Below are 12,793 nucleotides of genomic sequence, written 5' to 3'. Positions count from 1 at the left end.
TTTCATCTGATGCCCGCCATCGGGAGCAAGCCCCCTCCCACATGTTGACTGGGATTACAATTCCAGAGGCAGTGTCAGACCCAATGATGGATCGGCCAGCCGGCCTGTTCGGCATGGGCCCGCAGCACCGGGTCTGGGTTCACCACCTGTGGGAACTCGACTTTGCTCAACAGCGGCAGGTCATTGCGCGAATCCGAGTAGAAGTACGCGCCCTCCAGTTTCTCACCTTCCTGTTCCAGCCATTCCAGCAAACGGGTGATCTTGCCTTCGCGATATGTCAGTACCCCGATGGTCTGGCCGCTGTACACGCCATGCTTGATGTCCAGTTCGATGCCCAGCACTTCGTCGATACCGATGCGTGCCGCAATCGGCTTCACCAGGTGGGTGCCCGACGCGGAAATCACCAGGATCCGGTCGCCCTTTGCACGGTGGCGGGCGATGGTCTGGGTGGCATCGCTGTAGATCAGCGGTTCGATCACATCTTCAACCCACGGCTCCACCAGATGCTCGATTTCTTCCGGCGTGCGGCCGATCATGGGCTCCAGGCTGAAATCCATGAAGTCTTCCATGCGCAGCTTGCCTTGGCTGTAGGCGTCCATCAGTTCGTTGTTCTTGCGCATGAACGACTCAGGGTCGACCCAGCCCAGGCGGCCCATCTGTTCGCTCCACAGGGTGGCGCAGTCACCGTGGATCAAGGTGTCGTCCAGATCAAAAATTACCAATGCCATCCGTCACTCTCTCTCAAGTCAATCGTTGCATCAGGCTACTTCACACAACGCACTGGGGTCGATGGAAAGTGCCAGGCGCTGCCCGTCGGGGTGCAGATCGTCGGCCGAGCGGTTGAGCACGTCCACCACCAATTCCACGCCGCGCGCTTCGATGCGGTAGCGAATCACGTTACCCAGCAGGCTGTGGCTGCGCACCAATGCGTCCAGCTCGCCGCTGCGGCTCAGTTCGATGGCTTCGGGACGAATCGCGATGCGCCCGCTGATCGGACGTTGCAGCAATTGGCTGGCCTTGTCGGCGTCGAGCAGGTTGTAGTTGCCGATAAAACCGGCGGCGAATACGTCCACCGGCGCGGTGTAGAGGGTTTCGGCGTCGCCGCTTTGCACGATCTTGCCTTGGTTCATCAGGAAGATGCGGTCGGACATGGTCAGCGCTTCTTCCTGGTCATGGGTCACGAAGATCGTGGTCAGGCCCAGTTCACGCTGGATCTGGCGTATCTGCTCGCGCAGGTGCTTGCGAATCCGCGCATCCAGTGCCGACAGCGGCTCATCCAGCAGCAACAGGCGCGGGCGGGTCACCAGGGAACGCGCCAGAGCCACGCGCTGGCATTGCCCGCCGGACATCTGGTGCGGGTAGCGGCCGGCGAGATCCTTGAGCTCCACCAGTTGCAGCACTTCCTGCACGCGCTTGTGGCTGTCATCGGCGTTGACCTTTTGCATGCGCAAGCCGAAGGCGACGTTTTGCTCCACGGTCATGTTGGGGAACAGCGCATAGCTTTGGAACACCATGCCGATATTGCGTTTCTGCGGGCTCAGCGGAACGATGTCCTGCCCGTCCAGCAGGATTTTCCCACTGTCCACCGAGGTCAGCCCGGCGATGCAGCGCAGCAAGGTCGACTTGCCGCAACCGGACGGGCCGAGCAGGGTGACGAACTCGCCCTTGGCGATCTCGCAGTTGATGTCGCTGAACACCGGGGTGCCCGCGTAGCCTTTTTGCAGATGTTGGACGCTGACGAAGCTCATTGGCTTTTGTCCTTGTTCAAGATATTGGCGGCCCAGGTCAGCACCAGCACAAAGAAGAAATAGGAAATGACGACGGCGCTGGTGAAGTGGCCGCTGCTGTTGCGCATGTTGTTCAGGTACACCTGCAGGGTCTCGTAGCGGGTACCCACCAGGATGTTGGCGAACACGAACTCACCGAACAGGAACGAGAACGACAGCAGCAGCGCGACCATCAGACCCTTGCGCAGGTTCGGCAGCACCACCAGGATCGCCGCCTGCCAGGTGCTGGCGCCGAGCAGTTGGGACGCGTCCATCAGGTCGCGCAGGTTGATGGCCTGCAGGTTGTTGGTGATTGCCCGATACATGAACGGCAACGCCACGGTGAAGTAGCAACCGATCAGAATCCACGGCGTGCCCACCATCGCCAGCGGCCCCGAGCCGTAGAGTTGCAGCAAACCTACCGACGACACCACCGGCGGTACCGCGAAGGGCAGCAGGATCAGGATATTCATCAAGGCGTCGAGCTTGGGGAAGTGGTAATGCACCACGAACAGCAGCGGCAGGATCAGCACCACCGACAGGATCAGCGCGCCCACGCAAACCACCAATGACTGGCCGAAGGCCGCCAGGAAGCGTGGGTCGCTCCACAGTTGCACGTACCATTTCACGGTAAACCCGGCGGGCAGGACCGTCGCCGACCAACTGCTGGCGATGGAGTAGACAAAGGTGCCTACCAAAGGCAGCACCAGGATCGCAAACAGCAGGTACACCACGACCCGATGGTAGAGGGAGGCCGGGCCGGCTTCAGCGCGAGACATGGTAGCTCCTCTTGAGCAGCAGTTGATGGACCACGGTGACGACGGTCATCAGCGCCACCAGTACCACGGCCAGGGCGCTGGCCATGTTCGGGTCCAGGGAGATGTCGCCGGAGACCATCGCCGCGATACGAATCGGCAGCACGTTGAAGTTGCCGGTGGTCAGTGCGTACACCGTGGCGTAGGCGCCGAGAGCATTGGCCAGCAGGATCACGAAGGTGCCGAGCAGCGCCGGGGTGAGCACCGGCAGGCCGATATGCCGCCAGAACTGCCAACCGCTGGCGCCGAGCAGCGAAGCCGATTCGCGCCAGTCTTCACGCAATGCATCGAAGGCCGGGTAGAGCAGCAGCACGCCCAGTGGAATCTGGAAGTAGGTGTAGAGAATGATCAGGCCGGTCTTGGAATACAGGTTGAAGTCCTGAATGATCCCGGCCTGCTTGAGCATGATCGTGATGCTGCCGTTGAAGCCCAGCAGGATGATGAATGCGAACGCCAGTGGCACGCCGGCAAAGTTGCTGGTCATGTTGGCGAACGCCGTCACGAAGTTGCGCAGGGGCGAGTCCACGCGGCGCAACGAATAGCTGCCGAGCACCGAAATGATGATGCCGAACACGCTGGAGTAGAAGCTGATCTCCAGGCTGTACTGGATAGCCTGCAGGTAGAACTTCGAACTGAAGATCTTGGTGAAGTTGGCCAGGCCCCAGCCGAACTCCTCCGATTGCAGGCTATTGACCATGACCCACACCAGCGGGGCGATTTCAAACACGATGAAGAACAGCGCAAACGGCACCAGGCACAGGATCGCCAGCCATTTGCCACGGGTTAAGGCGTTCACTTCAACAGCTCCCGGCAGACAGGTTTGTCGTGGGGTACACCGAGCAGTTCGCAGACGGTGCCGCACAGTTCGGTTTGCTTGGGGCTTGCCGTGGCACTCAAGTTGAAGGCCGAGCCCAGTACGAACAGCGGCACTTCCCGTTCTTCCGGCAGCAGGCCATTGTGGGAGCGATCGTTGTTCATGCCATGGTCGGCGGTCACCAGCACCTGGCAGTCGGCGTCGAGCCAGCCCTGCAGGTAGTCGGCGAGGATGATGTCGGCCGAGCGTGCGCTGTTGCGGTACGGCGCGCTGTCGAGGCCATGCTTGTGGCCGGCGTCATCAATGTTCATCGGGTGCACCAGCAGGAAGTTCGGCGTGTGCTTGCAGCGCAGGCTTTCTGCGTCGGCAAACAGGTGGGAATCGGGGTAGTGGTCATTCCAGTAGAAATGCCCGTGCTGGATTGCCAGCGCCTTGTCGTCGGTGTGGCGATCACGGGAGGCAATGAAGGGCGTGCGGTTATACAACTCGCTGACCCAATGGTAAGCCGCCGCCGCAGTGGTCAGCCCGGCGTCGGTGGCGTAATGGAAAATGCTGCGTTGATTGGACAGGCGTGAAACGTTGTTGTGCACGATGCCGCTGTCGATCGGAGGAACACCGGTGAGGATGCACTCATACAGCGGCCGCGAGAGCGACGGTAATTCACATTCCAGTTTGTAAAGCGCTGCGCGTCCTGCGCCGATATAGGCCTGCAGATGCCCCATGGCATGTCGGGCAACCTCGTAGTTCAGGCCGTCGAGCACCACAAGGATGACGTTGTGCTTCATAGGGGGAGAGGCTCCGCAACAGTTGGGCTTGACTCGATTTCTCTGGAGGAACGGGGCCAATGGTGTGGGAGGGGGCTGGCTCCCGTTAGCGGAGGATCAGCCAATGCATGTGTTGAATGACACACTGCTATCGGGAGCAAGCCCCCTCCCACACAAGCCCGCTCCCACATTGGACATCCAGTGGACATCCAATGTGGGTTGAAGCCTTACTGCATATTGATGATGACTTCTTCCTGCCACTTCTGCGGCAGTGCCTTGGAGGTTTTCTCCCAGGCTTCGGCATCTTTGATCGGCGTGACTTTTTTGTACTGCTCGTTCGGCAGCAACTTGGCCTGAACCTCGGCAGGCAGGGTCAGGTGCTCGGCACGGATCGGACGTGCGTTGCCGCGTGCCAGGTTGGTCTGGCCGGCATCGCTGAAGATGTATTCGCGCGTCAGTTTGGCGGCGTTCGGGTGCTTGGCGTATTTGTTGATGATGGTGGTGTAGCCGGAAATCACCGAACCATCCGATGGGATCAGCACCACGTAATCATCCGGGTTGGCCATCTTGGCCTTGTAGCTCAGGCCGTTGAAGTCCCAGACCACGCCCACTTCCACTTCGCCTTTTTCCATGGTGGCGATGGTCGGGTTGGCCAGCGACAGGCGGCCTTGCTTGGCGATGTCCGCAAACATCAGCAGCGCCGGCTGGATGTTTTTCTCGTCGCCACCGTTGGCCAGGGCGGCAGCCAGTACGCCGTTGGCGGCCTGGGCGGCGGTGCTGACGTCACCAATGGAAACCTTGTATTTACCGGTCTTCAGGTCAGCCCAGCTTTTAGGGGCTTCGGAACCGTGCAGCAGCTTTTTATTGACGATGAAGGCGATGGTGCCGGTGTAGGCCAGGGCCCAGTTGCCGTCTTTGTCTTTGGCCCAATCCGGGACCTGTGCCCAGGTGCTCGGTTTGTAGGGTTGGGTCACACCCTGTTTGACCGCGATCGGGCCGAAGGCGGCGCCGACGTCACCGATATCGGCGCTGGCGTTGTCTTTTTCGGCGGCGAACTTGGCGATTTCCTGGGCCGAGCTCATGTCGGTATCGATGTGCTTGAGGCCGTAGGTCTTGGCCAGGTCATCCCAGGTGCCTTTCCAGTTGGCCCAGTCATCGGGCATGCCGACGCTGTTGACGGCGCCTTCCGCTTTCGCGGCGGCTTCCAAGGTTTTCAAATCGGTATCAGCGGCCATGGCGGCGGTGCACATGGCAATGGTCGAGCCTAACAGTGATGCCAGGAAAAGCTGTTTCATCCGAAGCTCCTTTGGGCGTTTTCAACGCTGCGTTTTTTATCGACGTTTGCGGTGGTGTTGGTCTAGGTCAGCAATACCTGAGCCAATCTAGGCGTACTGGATGACAGTTTCATGTCGATGTCGTTTTTACATCCTCGATGTCGCTCACTTCAGACTCAGCGTAGACCATGCTCAAGTGCCCGCAGGCCCTGGACTTGGCCGATGTATTGCAGGGTGTGGAGCAGGGCGGTGGCACGGGTTGTCATCTGCCGGTCATCTGTAGTGCCTACGCTGGCAGGCAGCAGTGGAAGCCCGAATACAGCGCGGTTTATGCACCTGAACGGTGCTGGTCTAGTCCAGATAGGTAACGTTGATGCGTGATGAGGCAATCAAGGCGGTGACATCCATCGGCCTGGCGCTGCAAGAGCAGATCGACCATGGCCTTTTGGCGCCTGCGAGTAAATTGCCCGCCGAGCGCAAGCTTAGCGAGTTGTTTGGTACCACCCGCATTACCGTGCGGGAAGCCTTGTTACAACTGGAAGCCCAGGGCCAGATCTATCGTGAGGAGCGCCGTGGCTGGTTTGTCTCGCCGCCGCGGCTGGCCTACAACCTGATGCAACGCAGCCACTTTCACGCGATGGTCAGCGACCAGGGGCGGGTGGCGTCGACCGAAGTGATTTCTGCGCGCCTGCAACCGGCCTCTGCGGCCGTGTGTGCGTGGTTGCAGTTGCCGGCGTTGTCCAGCGTGATCCAGATTTGCCGGGGCCGACGCATTGATGGGCGTCTGGTGTTGTATGTGGAGCACTACCTGAACCCGCAATACTTCCCGGGGATCCTGGCGTGCGACCTGAACCAGTCAATGACCGAGCTGTACGCCCGCAAGTACGACCTGCATTACGGCCGCGTACGCTTCGAGATCGTACCAACCTCCTTGCCGGCGGAAGCCGCCGCCGCGTTGCGCGTGTCGGTCGGTAGCCCGGGCCTGCGGATTGCCCGGGTCAATTATGACCAGCATCAGCGGTTGATCGACTGCGACCTGGAGTTCTGGCGGCACGATGCGATCCATGTGGGCGTGGATGTGGTTTAACGGTAGTGAGCGGGCTTGCTAGGGTGCAAGTGCCTTGATCACTTGATCCACATTGCCTTCCAGCTCAGTCACCGGGTCCGCCCCGTCGACCTTCAATACCAGCAATTGCGCACCCCCTGCCGTCACGGCTGTTTGTACGGCTTCGCTCGGCTGACGGTGATGCAGTACCACCGCCACATCGTTGGCCTTCAAGTCGGCAGTGAGTTGCTGCAATGCCTCGGGTGTCCACTCTGCATCAGGCCGTGCATCGGTGTTGAGCACTTCCAGGTTCAGGCTGCTGACCAGGTAGCCGAAATGATCACTCAAGCTGGCCACGCTCAAGTTATCCGCCTTGGCCAATCTGGCCTCGCTGTCGGCGGTGAGCCTGAGCAGGCGCTGCTTGAGGGCGGCGAGGTTGGCGTCGATTGTCGGCTTGGCGGCCGGTGCCAGGCGGCTCAGGTCGGCAGACATCACGTCGGCCATGCGTCCCATATTGTTGCTCGATTGCCACGGCTGGCTGTTCAGGCCATCGGTAGCACCTGGCTGTAGGGCAATGCCTGGCAAACCGCCGTCCACCGGGCGTGCAGCGTCCACTTCGACGATACGGATATTGCTGCGTCGCGCCACGGGGTAGAGCGGATCATCCGCCCACAGTGAGCGCAAGCCGATAGCCGCGTCGGCGTCCTGTGCCAGGGCATTCAAAGCCTGCGCGCCGCGACCGGTGAAATACGCCACTTGTCGCGAGCCCGGCAGGTTGGCCGGGGCGGCTCGCTCGAGTTTCACGTCGGTACCTTTGAGCAGCACCTCGGCCAAACCGTAGGTGATCGGCAGTGAGGCCAGGACCTTGACCGGCGTGTGGGGTTGGGTCAGGGCGGCATGGCCGAGGCCCTGGTTGACCTTGAAGTGACTGGCGTCGAAACCGTCGACGGCGGCCGTTGCCGAGGTGCTCAGCAAACAAGCGATGGCCAGGGTCAGCGGGCGAAAGGCAGGGTGCATTATCCAAGATTCCCTTTGAGGCTGGGCACGGTGCCGCGCGCGATGGCGGCAAAGGCAAAGGCGATGCCGGCCGTCAGAATGATCGCGGCACCGGACGGGATGGGCAGGTCGAAGATGATCGGCAACAGGATGCCGCACAGGGTGCTCACCGTGGCGATCGCCACCGAGACCCAGAAGAACCCTTTGAGTGACTGGCTAAGCAGGCGCGCCGCTGCGGCCGGAATCACCAACAACGCGCCCACCAGGATCGCGCCGATGACCTTGACCGCCGCTACGGTGATCAGCGTGACCAGGATCACGAACAGATAATCCAGGGTCTTCACCGCCACCCCGCGTACCGCCGCCAGCTGCGGGTTGAAGCTGGCCAGCATGATGCGGTTGTACAACGGCAAGGCCAGGGCCATGACCAGTGCGCCGACGACTGCCAGCACCAGCAGATCATTGCCATTGACGGTCAGTACTGAGCCGAACAGTACGTTCTCCAGAATGTGCACGTTGATCTTGCCCGCCAGGATCAGCAGCAGGCTCGCACCCAACGCCAGCGACACCGAGAGAAACACCCCGATCAAGGTATCCGGCGCGAGGCCCGTGCGGTTGCGCAGGTAGTTGAGCAGGATGCCGAACAGCAGGCAGTAGCCGAACAGCGCGCCATAAGGGCCGGTGTAGGGCTCACCGAGCAGGATGCCCACGGCCACGCCGGTCAGCGCGGCGTGGCCGACGGCTTCGGAGAAAAACGCAAAGCGTTTGACCACCACCAGCGTGCCCAGGCCGCCCAGCACCGGGCCAATGAGCAAACCGGCGAGTAGCGCGTTGATCACAAAACCGTAGGCCAGTGCTTCCGGCAGATAGCCGGAAGAGGCCCAGCCCTGGACCATCAAGCGAAAGGCTTCATAACTCATTGCACCGGGCTCCGAGGGTGGGTGGAGAACAGGCTCAACAGGCGCTCCGGGGTCAGCGCCTCCTTGGGCGTGGCATCAAACAGCACCCGACGGTTGAGGCCGGTGACGCGGTCGGCCAGGCGGCTCACGGCTTGCAGGTCATGTTCGATCCATAACACGGTGAGGCCGCTCAGGCGCCAGTCGTTGAGCAGGCGTTCGAACACCTGGATACCGGCTTCGTCAAGGGCCGACATCGGCTCATCCAGCACCAGCAATTGCGGTGCCGGGATCAGCCCCTGGGCCAGCAGTACCCGTTGGCGCTCACCACCGGAGAGTGCGCCCATGCGTCGTTTGCGTTTGTCCTGCATGCCCACCCGCTCCAGCGCTTCGCCTATCGCGCCGGCGTAATACCTGGACAGGCCGAGAAATGCCGGGCGCCGCTGGCACATGGCAGCCATGAAATCATCGACGGTCATCGGCAAGCCCCGGTCGAACTCCAGGGCCTGGGGCACATAGCCGATGGTGCCGGGCGTGTTCGGCCAGTGCAGGCGCAATTGGCCCTGGTGCGGGGTTTGCCCCAGCAGTGTCTTGATCAACGAACTTTTGCCACCGCCGTTGGGGCCGACCAACGCATGAATGCTGCCGGGCTGGACCTGGAAGCTCACGCCGTCAAGTATCGTCGTGCGGCCCAGGGTCAACGACACCTTGTCGAGGTCGAGGGTCGGGCCGATGCTGGCCACTTTCAGAGGTTGCGCTGCCGTCATGCGCCTGACTCCTGAATGGCGCGCACCACGGTATCGAGGTTGCGGGTCATTTCCACTTCGTACTTTTCAGGCGTGTAGTCGCCATAGGAGATATGCGACAGCGGGTACAGCTTGACCCCGGACTCGCGCTGGATGGTCTCGACGTAGGTGGACGGGAAATCCATCTCCGAGAAGATCACTTTCACGTCCAGGGCGCGCAGTTCGTCGATGGTTTTTTTCAACTGGCTGGGACTGGGCTCGATGCCGTGGGCCGGTTCGACCACGGCGGTGACCTCCAGGCCGAATTCGCGCAGCAGGTAGTCATAGGCCGCGTGCACCGTAGCTACGCGCAGGTCCGGGTTGGGCGCGCGGGTCAGCTTGGCCAGGGCGTCGGCGCGCATCTGGCGCAGGCGTTTGCCGTAGGCACGGGCGTTCTGGGTGTAGGTCTTGGCGTTGTCCGGGTCGAGTTTGCCCAGTTCGCGGGCGATGTTGTTGACCTGGGCAATCGAGGCGCTGATGGACAAGAAGGTGTGCGGGTTGACCACCTTGCCGGCGCCACGGGCCGCGTTACCGGTGGCGGCCAGCAACGGCACGTTGGCGTTGGCCTCGATCACCGGGATGTCCGGGCGCTCGCTGGTGGCGATCATGCGGTCGGCAAAATCGTCATGGCCGACGCCGTTGAGCACGATCACGTCCAGGGTGCCGATGCGCTTGATGTCTTCGGCGCGTGGCTCGTAGGCGTGGGGGTTGAAACCGGCCGGGATCAATGGCACCACGTCGGCCTTGTCGCCGACGATGTTGGTCACGTAGCTGTAATAAGGGTGCAGGGTGATCCCGATGCGCAGGCGTTTAGCCGCTTCGGCGTTGGCGAGCGGGGCGAGCATCAGGCTGCAGAGGCCAACCAGCAACAGGCGTAACAGGGGCGATGAAATAGACATGGGTAATCGGTCTTCTCGTTCAGTGACGGTGCTGGCGGGTCACGCCGGCATCGAATTGCGTGACCACCTGCTGCCAACCGGCGGCAATCAGGGCCGGGTCGGTGAGGTCGGAAGGGGCGGCGAGATCGGCTCGGCGGTTGATCCACACATCCGGTTCGGAACCGTGCACACGCATCAGCAATGAGCCGCTGGTGCCGGGCACCTGGCTCAAGCCCAGGTAGGCGGCCGGCTCAAGCAATTGCCAGTGATGGCCGCCCCGGCTGACTGAGCTGGCGTCCCGGGCGAATGGCGCAAAACCTTCTTCGGCCAGTTGTTCGGGCGTCGGCAGGGCGTTCTGCTCTTGTTGCAGCAGCTGTATTTCATCAAGGGTGACCCGCAGGTCGGCGTAGATGCCTTGTTCGGCGGGGCTCAGGTCACGACGGGCATCCAACTGATGGCTGGGCACCGCGGCTACCTCCTGGGTCTGGCCATGCAGGGACACCACGCTGCCGGCCACTGCCAGGATGATCAGGCACAGCAGCAACACGTAGAGGGTTTCGTGGCCGGCCCCGGCGGGGCGTACAACCTGTGTGGTACTCATTGTGGCTGGATGTCCGCTTGGTCGATTTCGACGACGTGGCCGGGGCCTGCGTCAAACAGCACGTAGAATTCGGCGGAAGGCTTCTTGAAGGTCAGGGTCGAGTCCTGGCCGAGCTTGCCGGGCAGCAGGATGGTTTCGTCGTAGCCGATCACATCCAGGGTTACGCCCGGCGCGCCGCTGCCGTCGGAAAAACCACCCGTGCACTGGATCTGCTCGCCGGGGATTTCCTTGCATTCGCACATCGGGTTGTGGGCCAGCGCCACACTACTGAAACCGGCGCAAAGCAATAGCACTGCGCGGGATAAGCGCATCAACATCATGGTTTGACTCCTTGCTTGTTCAGCCAGGCAATGGTGGCAGGCGAGGCCTGGCTCAGCGGGATGGAACCCTGGTGCATGCTGCCGTCCCAGCCTTCCATGGTGACCCACAGTTCGGCATCGGCGGGCGTGCGTTCCGGCACCGGCAACAGCGCGCCCATGCGGTACGGCGTACCGAAGAAGATCACCCCGGCGGCCCGGAGGCTGCGCGGTTTGCCGATGCGCAGGTAGGTGGCCTTGACCTGTTCGGTGCATGTGGCGCACAGGGCTGCGTTGAAGAATTTCATCGGGCCGGCCGGGTCCGGGCGTGGGCCTTCGTTGCGAAATTCGGCGAGGGTCAGGCTCCAGGGGCCAACCTGCACTTCCCCGGCCACTCGCTCGCCGATACCTGCGTCTCCACGAAACAGGGCCGCCTCGGAAAAGTAGCGAGGCATGAACCCCAGCGGTATCAGGATCAGCAGCACATTGAGATAGAAGCGCCACTTCAGCCAGAAGGCCCGCAGTGGCGAAGGGGCAGCCGCGACGACTTTGCTCATCAGTGACCCTCCGTGGTTTCAGCTTGCAGCACCGGGATAGGCGCCGATTGCCGTGGGGCCTTGGCTTCGCGCTTGAGTGCATGGAGCGTGGCCAGGGCGGTGCGTTTGGTCCAGATCAGCAGGCCGCTCAAGACCATCATGCTCAGCACCAGGCCGAAGAACGCCCAGATCAGTTTGATCCACAGGCCGCCGAAGTCGCCGGTGTGCAGCGGGCGCATGGACTCGGTGACGAACTCCAGCGGGGTACGGTCGGACAGCAGGTGCGAGACGCCGATTTCACCGTTGTACGGGTTCAGTTGCGCGGTCTGGAACATCAACGGGTACCAGCCGCGCCCGCCGATCTGCAGATGGCTATAGGCATTGCCCGGCAGGAACACGAAGGTGGCGTCCAGCCCCGGGATGCGTTCGCCGGCAATCTTGATCGCGTCGTCCAGGGCGATCCTCGGTGCCGGCACGCCGGGGGCCGACAGCGGCACTTTCTCCCGGGCGATCACCGGCACGATGGGTTCGCTGGAGATGGAAATCTGGTTGTCGCCCAGGATCGCCTGGATCAGGAACCAGGTGCCGGTGATGGAAATGACCGCGATGAACCAGATCGACCAGATCCCGCTCAGGCGGTGGAAATCGCCCCAGAAGATCCGGGCGCCGTGGCGGATGCGCAGGGTCGGCCTGAAAAAGCCCTTCCAGAAACGCTTGTACACCACCAGCCCGGTGACCAGCGAGGCCAGCAACGGCAGGCCGAGCAGCGACACCAGGTACCAGCCCCAGCTGTAGCCATTGGTGAACGGCACCAGCCACCAGCCGTGCAGGGCACGGGTGAACTGCTTGAAGTCGAACGCCGGGCTGGTGCCCTGGATCGCCCCGGAGTACGGGTTGACGTAGGCCTCTACCGAGCGCCCGTCGGGGTAGGTGAGATCGACGCTCAGGGCGAAGTGCGATTCATCCGGGCGGATGATCGATTGCACGATGACTTGGGGTTCGGCTTGTTTGATCGCGGCGATCACCTGGTCGAAGCTCAGCAGTGGTGCATCCTCCGACGGTTTGCTCGCACGGATATCCGGGTTGGCGAGCCAGACGATTTCCTGGCTGACCACTGCCAGGGTGCCGGTGACGCAGACGATCAGTACAAAGAACCAGATGGGCAATGCCAGCCAGCTGTGGACGAGAAACCAGAGTTTTGAGCGCGACTTCTTCGACATGTGAATGCGGGTCTTGATCGGAGCGGGCGATGGAGGCCCGGAAAAGGCCGGTCGTAGCTTTTGCTGACGCGACGGGCTGTATCTAAGTTAAGACGAATGAGAGTGGG

General features: G+C 61.9%; 15 protein-coding genes. 1 reads left to right on the top strand and 14 read right to left on the bottom strand.

Going from position 1 to position 12,793, the window contains the following annotated elements; all coding sequences use genetic code 11:
* Window positions 1-74: 74 nt before the first annotated feature.
* The 6 genes from ACQRBT_RS00150 to ACQRBT_RS00125 form a co-directional block, all read right to left on the bottom strand.
* The gene (locus tag ACQRBT_RS00150; protein ID WP_060756970.1) at window positions 75-728 is read right to left on the bottom strand and encodes an HAD family hydrolase; all 654 of its coding nucleotides are present in this window, start codon (window positions 726-728) and stop codon (window positions 75-77) included.
* Between the two features lie 30 nt (window positions 729-758).
* On the bottom strand, window positions 759-1,748 hold the full coding sequence (locus ACQRBT_RS00145) for an ABC transporter ATP-binding protein (protein WP_003172971.1): 990 nt from the start codon (window positions 1,746-1,748) through the stop codon (window positions 759-761).
* Complete coding sequence (locus ACQRBT_RS00140) at window positions 1,745-2,545, bottom strand: ABC transporter permease (RefSeq protein ID WP_060756971.1); 801 nt, start codon at window positions 2,543-2,545, stop codon at window positions 1,745-1,747. The genes ACQRBT_RS00145 and ACQRBT_RS00140 overlap by 4 nt, the downstream gene beginning before the upstream one ends.
* Window positions 2,532-3,377 carry an ABC transporter permease gene (locus ACQRBT_RS00135; RefSeq protein ID WP_412047732.1) on the bottom strand — a complete coding sequence of 282 codons (846 nt, stop codon included), beginning with the start codon at window positions 3,375-3,377 and terminating at the stop codon, window positions 2,532-2,534. The genes ACQRBT_RS00140 and ACQRBT_RS00135 overlap by 14 nt, the downstream gene beginning before the upstream one ends.
* On the bottom strand, window positions 3,374-4,180 hold the full coding sequence (locus ACQRBT_RS00130) for an alkaline phosphatase family protein (RefSeq protein WP_412047733.1): 807 nt from the start codon (window positions 4,178-4,180) through the stop codon (window positions 3,374-3,376). The genes ACQRBT_RS00135 and ACQRBT_RS00130 overlap by 4 nt, the downstream gene beginning before the upstream one ends.
* A 206-nt stretch (window positions 4,181-4,386) precedes the next feature.
* On the bottom strand, window positions 4,387-5,454 hold the full coding sequence (locus tag ACQRBT_RS00125; RefSeq protein WP_104995966.1) for an ABC transporter substrate-binding protein: 1,068 nt from the start codon (window positions 5,452-5,454) through the stop codon (window positions 4,387-4,389).
* A gap of 352 nt (window positions 5,455-5,806) precedes the next feature.
* On the opposite strand from ACQRBT_RS00125, the gene ACQRBT_RS00120 reads away from it, so the two are divergent.
* Window positions 5,807-6,520: a UTRA domain-containing protein gene (locus ACQRBT_RS00120; RefSeq protein WP_412047734.1), complete on the top strand. Its 714-nt coding sequence runs from the start codon at window positions 5,807-5,809 to the stop codon at window positions 6,518-6,520.
* Window positions 6,521-6,538: 18 nt separating this feature from the next.
* Here the strand turns inward: ACQRBT_RS00120 and ACQRBT_RS00115 are convergent, their stop codons facing one another.
* From ACQRBT_RS00115 to ACQRBT_RS00080, 8 genes are read right to left on the bottom strand one after another with little or no spacing between them, the layout of a single operon-like run.
* Complete coding sequence (locus ACQRBT_RS00115) at window positions 6,539-7,495, bottom strand: metal ABC transporter substrate-binding protein (RefSeq protein WP_412047735.1); 957 nt, start codon at window positions 7,493-7,495, stop codon at window positions 6,539-6,541.
* Window positions 7,495-8,394 (bottom strand): metal ABC transporter permease, encoded by a 900-nt coding sequence (locus tag ACQRBT_RS00110; RefSeq protein ID WP_104995968.1) that lies wholly within the window; start codon window positions 8,392-8,394, stop codon window positions 7,495-7,497. The genes ACQRBT_RS00115 and ACQRBT_RS00110 overlap by 1 nt, the downstream gene beginning before the upstream one ends.
* Window positions 8,391-9,137 (bottom strand): metal ABC transporter ATP-binding protein, encoded by a 747-nt coding sequence (locus ACQRBT_RS00105; RefSeq protein WP_412047736.1) that lies wholly within the window; start codon window positions 9,135-9,137, stop codon window positions 8,391-8,393. The genes ACQRBT_RS00110 and ACQRBT_RS00105 overlap by 4 nt, the downstream gene beginning before the upstream one ends.
* Window positions 9,134-10,054: a metal ABC transporter substrate-binding protein gene (locus ACQRBT_RS00100; protein ID WP_244383943.1), complete on the bottom strand. Its 921-nt coding sequence runs from the start codon at window positions 10,052-10,054 to the stop codon at window positions 9,134-9,136. The genes ACQRBT_RS00105 and ACQRBT_RS00100 overlap by 4 nt, the downstream gene beginning before the upstream one ends.
* A gap of 19 nt (window positions 10,055-10,073) precedes the next feature.
* Window positions 10,074-10,634 carry a DUF6162 family protein gene (locus ACQRBT_RS00095; protein WP_060756980.1) on the bottom strand — a complete coding sequence of 187 codons (561 nt, stop codon included), beginning with the start codon at window positions 10,632-10,634 and terminating at the stop codon, window positions 10,074-10,076.
* Complete coding sequence (locus tag ACQRBT_RS00090; protein WP_060756981.1) at window positions 10,631-10,954, bottom strand: hypothetical protein; 324 nt, start codon at window positions 10,952-10,954, stop codon at window positions 10,631-10,633. Before ACQRBT_RS00090 ends, ACQRBT_RS00095 begins: the two co-directional genes overlap by 4 nt.
* Window positions 10,951-11,487: a hypothetical protein gene (locus ACQRBT_RS00085; RefSeq protein WP_060756982.1), complete on the bottom strand. Its 537-nt coding sequence runs from the start codon at window positions 11,485-11,487 to the stop codon at window positions 10,951-10,953. Before ACQRBT_RS00085 ends, ACQRBT_RS00090 begins: the two co-directional genes overlap by 4 nt.
* Window positions 11,487-12,686: a PepSY-associated TM helix domain-containing protein gene (locus tag ACQRBT_RS00080; RefSeq protein ID WP_104995973.1), complete on the bottom strand. Its 1,200-nt coding sequence runs from the start codon at window positions 12,684-12,686 to the stop codon at window positions 11,487-11,489. The genes ACQRBT_RS00085 and ACQRBT_RS00080 overlap by 1 nt, the downstream gene beginning before the upstream one ends.
* Window positions 12,687-12,793 lie beyond the last annotated feature (107 nt).

The organism is Pseudomonas sp. R19M, assembly GCF_050312585.1.
Taxonomy (GTDB): Bacteria; Pseudomonadota; Gammaproteobacteria; order Pseudomonadales; family Pseudomonadaceae; genus Aquipseudomonas; species Aquipseudomonas palleroniana.
Note: the sequence above shows the minus strand (reverse complement) of the source record. Positions and strands in the feature narration are given on the sequence as shown.

What these genes read in the sequence shown, in the direction of transcription:
- ACQRBT_RS00150 (WP_060756970.1), bottom strand. Translation starts at nt 728, where the DNA reads ATGGCATTGGTAATTTTTGATCTGGACGACACCTTGATCCACGGTGAC.
- ACQRBT_RS00145 (WP_003172971.1), bottom strand. Translation starts at nt 1,748, where the DNA reads ATGAGCTTCGTCAGCGTCCAACATCTGCAAAAAGGCTACGCGGGCACC.
- ACQRBT_RS00140 (WP_060756971.1), bottom strand. Translation starts at nt 2,545, where the DNA reads ATGTCTCGCGCTGAAGCCGGCCCGGCCTCCCTCTACCATCGGGTCGTG.
- ACQRBT_RS00130 (WP_412047733.1), bottom strand. Translation starts at nt 4,180, where the DNA reads ATGAAGCACAACGTCATCCTTGTGGTGCTCGACGGCCTGAACTACGAG.
- ACQRBT_RS00125 (WP_104995966.1), bottom strand. Translation starts at nt 5,454, where the DNA reads ATGAAACAGCTTTTCCTGGCATCACTGTTAGGCTCGACCATTGCCATG.
- ACQRBT_RS00120 (WP_412047734.1), top strand. Translation starts at nt 5,807, where the DNA reads ATGCGTGATGAGGCAATCAAGGCGGTGACATCCATCGGCCTGGCGCTG.
- ACQRBT_RS00115 (WP_412047735.1), bottom strand. Translation starts at nt 7,495, where the DNA reads ATGCACCCTGCCTTTCGCCCGCTGACCCTGGCCATCGCTTGTTTGCTG.
- ACQRBT_RS00110 (WP_104995968.1), bottom strand. Translation starts at nt 8,394, where the DNA reads ATGAGTTATGAAGCCTTTCGCTTGATGGTCCAGGGCTGGGCCTCTTCC.
- ACQRBT_RS00105 (WP_412047736.1), bottom strand. Translation starts at nt 9,137, where the DNA reads ATGACGGCAGCGCAACCTCTGAAAGTGGCCAGCATCGGCCCGACCCTC.
- ACQRBT_RS00100 (WP_244383943.1), bottom strand. Translation starts at nt 10,054, where the DNA reads ATGTCTATTTCATCGCCCCTGTTACGCCTGTTGCTGGTTGGCCTCTGC.
- ACQRBT_RS00095 (WP_060756980.1), bottom strand. Translation starts at nt 10,634, where the DNA reads ATGAGTACCACACAGGTTGTACGCCCCGCCGGGGCCGGCCACGAAACC.
- ACQRBT_RS00090 (WP_060756981.1), bottom strand. Translation starts at nt 10,954, where the DNA reads ATGATGTTGATGCGCTTATCCCGCGCAGTGCTATTGCTTTGCGCCGGT.
- ACQRBT_RS00085 (WP_060756982.1), bottom strand. Translation starts at nt 11,487, where the DNA reads ATGAGCAAAGTCGTCGCGGCTGCCCCTTCGCCACTGCGGGCCTTCTGG.
- ACQRBT_RS00080 (WP_104995973.1), bottom strand. Translation starts at nt 12,686, where the DNA reads ATGTCGAAGAAGTCGCGCTCAAAACTCTGGTTTCTCGTCCACAGCTGG.